General features: G+C 41.8%; 4 protein-coding genes. All 4 read left to right on the top strand.

Features of this window, described 5'->3' with window-relative positions:
- On the top strand, positions 1-1,294 hold a 1,294-nt coding region (mutS, locus tag AC29Z1_RS12755; RefSeq protein WP_488271835.1), incomplete at its 5' end, for a DNA mismatch repair protein MutS.
- Positions 1,291-3,102: a DNA mismatch repair endonuclease MutL gene (gene mutL / locus AC29Z1_RS12750; RefSeq protein ID WP_488271834.1), complete on the top strand. Its 1,812-nt coding sequence runs from the start codon at positions 1,291-1,293 to the stop codon at positions 3,100-3,102. The genes mutS and mutL, both read left to right, overlap by 4 nt.
- Before the next feature lie 9 nt (positions 3,103-3,111).
- Entirely contained in the window at positions 3,112-3,942 is an 831-nt protein-coding gene (locus AC29Z1_RS12745) for a class I SAM-dependent methyltransferase (RefSeq protein ID WP_488271833.1), read from the top strand.
- Complete coding sequence (gene miaA, locus AC29Z1_RS12740; RefSeq protein WP_488271832.1) at positions 3,930-4,865, top strand: tRNA (adenosine(37)-N6)-dimethylallyltransferase MiaA; 936 nt, start codon at positions 3,930-3,932, stop codon at positions 4,863-4,865. The genes AC29Z1_RS12745 and miaA overlap by 13 nt, the downstream gene beginning before the upstream one ends.
- Positions 4,866-4,877: the final 12 nt, after the last annotated feature.

The following is a 4,877-nucleotide window of genomic DNA, read 5'->3' as shown; positions in this document are numbered from 1 at the left end:
TAGAAGCATTGCCAGAGATAGCAAACGCTGGATTCAGGAACTGGAATTGCGGGAACGTGAAGCGACTGGCATCAAGTCGCTCAAAATAGGGTATAATAAAGTATTTGGTTATTATATTGAAGTGACTCATGCTAATACTGACGCAGTTCCTCCTACTTATATCCGTAAACAAACCCTGGTTAATGCCGAACGGTATATCACGCCTGAGCTTAAAGAATTTGAAACCAAAGTGCTTGGCGCCCAGGAGAAAATTGTGACAATTGAATACCAGTTGTTTAGTACTATTAGGGAATACATTAAAGCGCGAATTGGTGAAATCCAACAGACTGCCCGGCAAATAGCGCAACTTGATGTGCTTATTTCGTTAAATGAAGCAGCAGTCCGTTTTAATTATGTCCGACCTAGTTTGAATCAAAATCGGGAGATTATTATCAAAGATGGACGTCACCCGGTTGTTGAGCGGCTGTTAACCAATGAGAGGTTTGTACCGAATGATACGGTACTTAATCATCACGACTGTGAGATCATGATTTTAACTGGACCCAATATGGCTGGTAAATCAACCTACATGCGCCAAGTGGCACTTCTTGTGATTATGGCTCAGATTGGCAGTTTTATTCCGGCGCGGGAAGCATCCATCTGTCCTGTTGATCGGATTTTTACCCGGGTAGGTGCCAGCGATGATCTGGCAACAGGTCAGAGTACTTTTATGGTTGAAATGACGGAGACGGCGCAAATTATAAAATTTGCTACAGCCAATAGTTTAATTATCTTAGATGAAATTGGACGCGGAACCAGTACTTTTGACGGAATGAGTATTGCGCGGGCAGTGGTCGAATATATCAAGGATAAAGTTAAAGCTAAAACCTTGTTTGCGACACATTATCATGAGTTAACCAAACTGGCTGAATACAGCAATGTCATCAAAAATTATTCGGTGGCAGTAAAAGAACGTGGTAATGATATCGTGTTTTTGCGCCGCATTATCCCGGGAGGGGCAGATAAAAGCTATGGCATTCATGTTGCCCAGCTTGCTGGTTTACCTAAACGGATTATTGAGCGGGCTCAGCAAATACTTAAGGATTTAGAACAATGTAAGACAGAAGTGAGCTGTGACACGCAAAGTAATAAGCAGACAAATGCGAAGGTTGCTGCCGCGACAATGTCGTTGTTTGGTTCAGGTGTTGTAGATGAACTGCTAGCTATTGATGTTATGACTCTTACTCCCTTAGAAGCGCTTAATGTATTATATCAACTGCAAAATAAAGCCAGAGAGGAAACCGGAAGGTTATGAGTCAGCAAATGATCCATATTTTAGACGAGAATACCGCCAATAAGATCGCTGCTGGCGAAGTGGTTGAACGCCCAGCAGCGGTTGTTAAAGAACTTATAGAAAATGCAATCGATGCTGGCAGTCGTAATATTGAGATTGAAATAGTTGATGGTGGGATACAGTTTATACGGGTAACCGACGACGGCATAGGCATGGGATATCAAGATGCTTTGTTAGCGGTAAAACGTCATGCTACCAGCAAAATTCGAACTGCTGAAGATTTAGCGGCCATACAGACACTGGGGTTTCGTGGAGAAGCTTTGCCTAGTATTGCAGCGGTATCTAAATTTACGCTTACTACGCGTTTGCATACTGATGATTTGGCAACCTATGTAGAAATTCATGGCGGTATATTGGCAGATGTTCGCGAGGCCGGCTCAGGTTGTGGTACAACAGTCACTGTTGCTGATTTATTTTTTAATACACCAGCGAGACGCAAGTTTTTGAAAACTCCTGCCGCGGAAAGTGGACATATTAATGATGTAGTGACAAAGTTAGCTATGTCGCATCCGCAAATAGCCTTTCGATTGATTAGTAACAAGCGTATGGTACTATCAACTGGTGGGACCGGACAGTTGATTAATGCTATTTCCGATATTTACGGACATAAGGTTGTTCCGGAATTACTACCAGTAAATTATAGCGATGAAAATATCGTTATATCAGGCTATGTAGCCAAGCCTGTTCTACTAAAAAGCAGTCGGCAGTGGCAAACCTTTATGGTAAATAACAGAGTTATTCATAGCAGGGTACTGGCCAAAGCACTTGATAATGCATATTTTTCGCTTTTACCGAAAAATGGCTATCCGCTGGCGGTGCTTCATTTGCATATACCACTTGAAAACATTGATGTTAATGTTCATCCCCAAAAAAAAGAAGTAAAATTTAGCGATGAGCAAAAACTGTATCGAGTAGTATATAGAGCGGTATCCTCCACTTTGTCAGCACCTATACAACCTAACTCTGCCGCTGATGCCCTCCCAAGCGAATCAGTAAGTAATCAGCCGGTCTATAGGCCTGAGCAAATAGAAGAAAAACGCGATACTCCGGCTGTCAAACAGGATAGTATGTTTGCGGTGCCAGAGACCTGGAAGCCTACGATGTGGCGTGAGGAAACTATCTCCTTTGACACTATTAGAAAAACAATGCAGCAGGAGGAACAATTCGCAGAAGTCGGGGATTCTGTTGCTACTAATAGAGAATGTGATCTTTATCCGCTGGGACAAATTAATGCTTGCTACATTGTAGCACAAGGACCAGATGGTCTGTATATCATTGACCAGCATGCTGCGCACGAGCGAATCTTGTATGATCGTCTAAGTCGCGCCAAAGGCCGGGTACCGGTTCAGCAATTATTGGTGGCCCAATACTTTGAATTCACAAGTGATGATTGTGCTACCATTATGGAACATCATGACACGTTTTACCAGCTTGGGTTTACATTGGAACAAGTTGGGCCTGATGTTATGCGCCTTGTAGAATTGCCTGCAGATATTCCGGTAGCAGATGCCGAAGCGATTATCAGGCAAATATTACAGTTAATTGCTGAAATGCATCAGCCTTCGGCACAAGAATTACGACATGCCTATTTACAAATGGCAGCATGCCGTAGTGCTATCAAAGCCGGAGATTCGCTCAATATGAGACAAATTCAAGCTTTGCTTAACGAACTTTACACGACAGAATTGCCATATACTTGTCCCCATGGGCGTCCTACAATTGTAAAATTTGGTCCAGAGGATTTGGCAAAAATGTTTAAACGTATATAGGTGGTTACCATGGATGTGATTATCACAACCGCCCAAGATCCTTCTGCCTCCGTTATCCAAACCGCAAAACATATAGCAGTGGAACTGAATATTCCTTATGTTGAACGAAACCGGCACTCTTTGGCCGCTCTCAGGGACCAGTATCAAGTGAGCAACATTATGGTTGCTACTGTAGATGGTCCTATTGTACATACAAGTAATGGTAAATACTTTTTTCATTTAAGTATGGCTGAATTACGCATAAAAAACATAATGAATGGAAAACATGACCATATGGTGACTTCCATGGGGCTGACAACTGGTATGTCGGTACTTGACTGCACGTTAGGGTTAGCAACAGATGCCATTGTTGCAAGTTTTGTGACAGGTGAAAGCGGCCAAGTAATTGGTTTGGAGAATTCACCGATAATAGCTTTGATAACTAAACTTGGATTACAAAACTTTACACCTGAACCTCAACCAGAATATGACATTACCAGTGCTCTACGCCGGATTAAGGTGAAAAACGCCGATTATTTTCAGTATCTCAAAACTGTACCTGATAACAGTTTTGATGTTGTCTATTTTGACCCGATGTTTCGTCATCCCATTTATAAAAGTACTAATTTAAAACCGATTAGAAGTTTGGCTGACAAACGTTCCCTAACAGCGGAAGCTCTCAAACAAGCCTGCCGGATAGCCAAGCAGAGAGTAGTAGTCAAAGAGGCAGCAGATAGTGGTGAATTTTCACGTCTTGGGATAACGACAATTGTTGGCGGTAAATATAGTAGTGTAAAATATGGCATTATTGATTGTCGCTATCCAAACAAAGATACCGGAGGCCAATTATGGAACGATTAATAGTAATAATTGGTCCCACTGCTGTTGGAAAAACCAAACTTAGTATTGATTTGGCGAAAAAGCTTAATACCCAAATCATATCAGGAGACTCTATGCTTGTGTATAAAGGGATGAATATTGGCACTGCCAAACCGACTCTGGCAGAGCGCGATGGTGTGGTGCATCATCTTATTGATATCTTAGAGCCAAGCGCAGAGTTTAACGTGGTTGATTTCCAAAATTATGCTAAAAAGTTAATTACGCAACTTAATGCTCTCGGGCAGATTCCCATTTTGGCAGGTGGCACTGGTCTATATGTGCGTGCATTACTCGAAGGTTATCGTTTTAGTCAGGCTCCTAGTGATGAAGTTCTGCGACAAAAATTAACTATTATGGCAGCAGAGCATGGTAATGAATATTTGCATTCGTTACTGGCAAAAATTCAACCAGATACCGCTGCCAGGTTACACCCGAATGATTTACGACGGATTATTAGGGCACTAGAAGTATACTATCTAAGTGGAGAAACTGTTTCCCAAGAAAAAATAGCACCTTCAGGGCTGCTATATGACGCTGCCGTTATTGGCCTAACCATGGATCGTACCAGGTTATATGACAGGATTAATCGTCGAGTGGATCTTATGATTGCTCAGGGGTTAGTAGAGGAGGTAGCTACACTTTTACGACAAGGAGTATCACCTACTTGCCAGTCTATGCGCGCTATTGGATATAAAGAAATTATCGAATATCTAAATGGGAGGAAAGATTTGCCAACAGTCGTCGAACAGGTTAAACAGGCCACTCGCAATTTTGCTAAACGGCAGTTAACTTTTTATCGGCGAATGCCCTATATAACTTGGTTTAATGTGGAAAACTATGATAATTACAACAACCTACTGGAAGATGTTTACAATTATGTTGCAGGAAAGTTTTGTATAAGGTAGAATAGAAAGAGT

Source organism: Sporomusa sp. (assembly GCF_057736855.1).
The sequence above is the reverse complement of the archived record's forward strand: the minus strand, read 5'-3'. Positions and strand labels throughout refer to the sequence as shown.

Coding starts and splice junctions, on each gene's coding strand:
- miaA (WP_488271832.1), top strand. CDS start 3,930: ATGGAACGATTAATAGTAATAATTGGTCCCACTGCTGTTGGAAAAACC.
- mutL (WP_488271834.1), top strand. CDS start 1,291: ATGAGTCAGCAAATGATCCATATTTTAGACGAGAATACCGCCAATAAG.
- AC29Z1_RS12745 (WP_488271833.1), top strand. CDS start 3,112: ATGGATGTGATTATCACAACCGCCCAAGATCCTTCTGCCTCCGTTATC.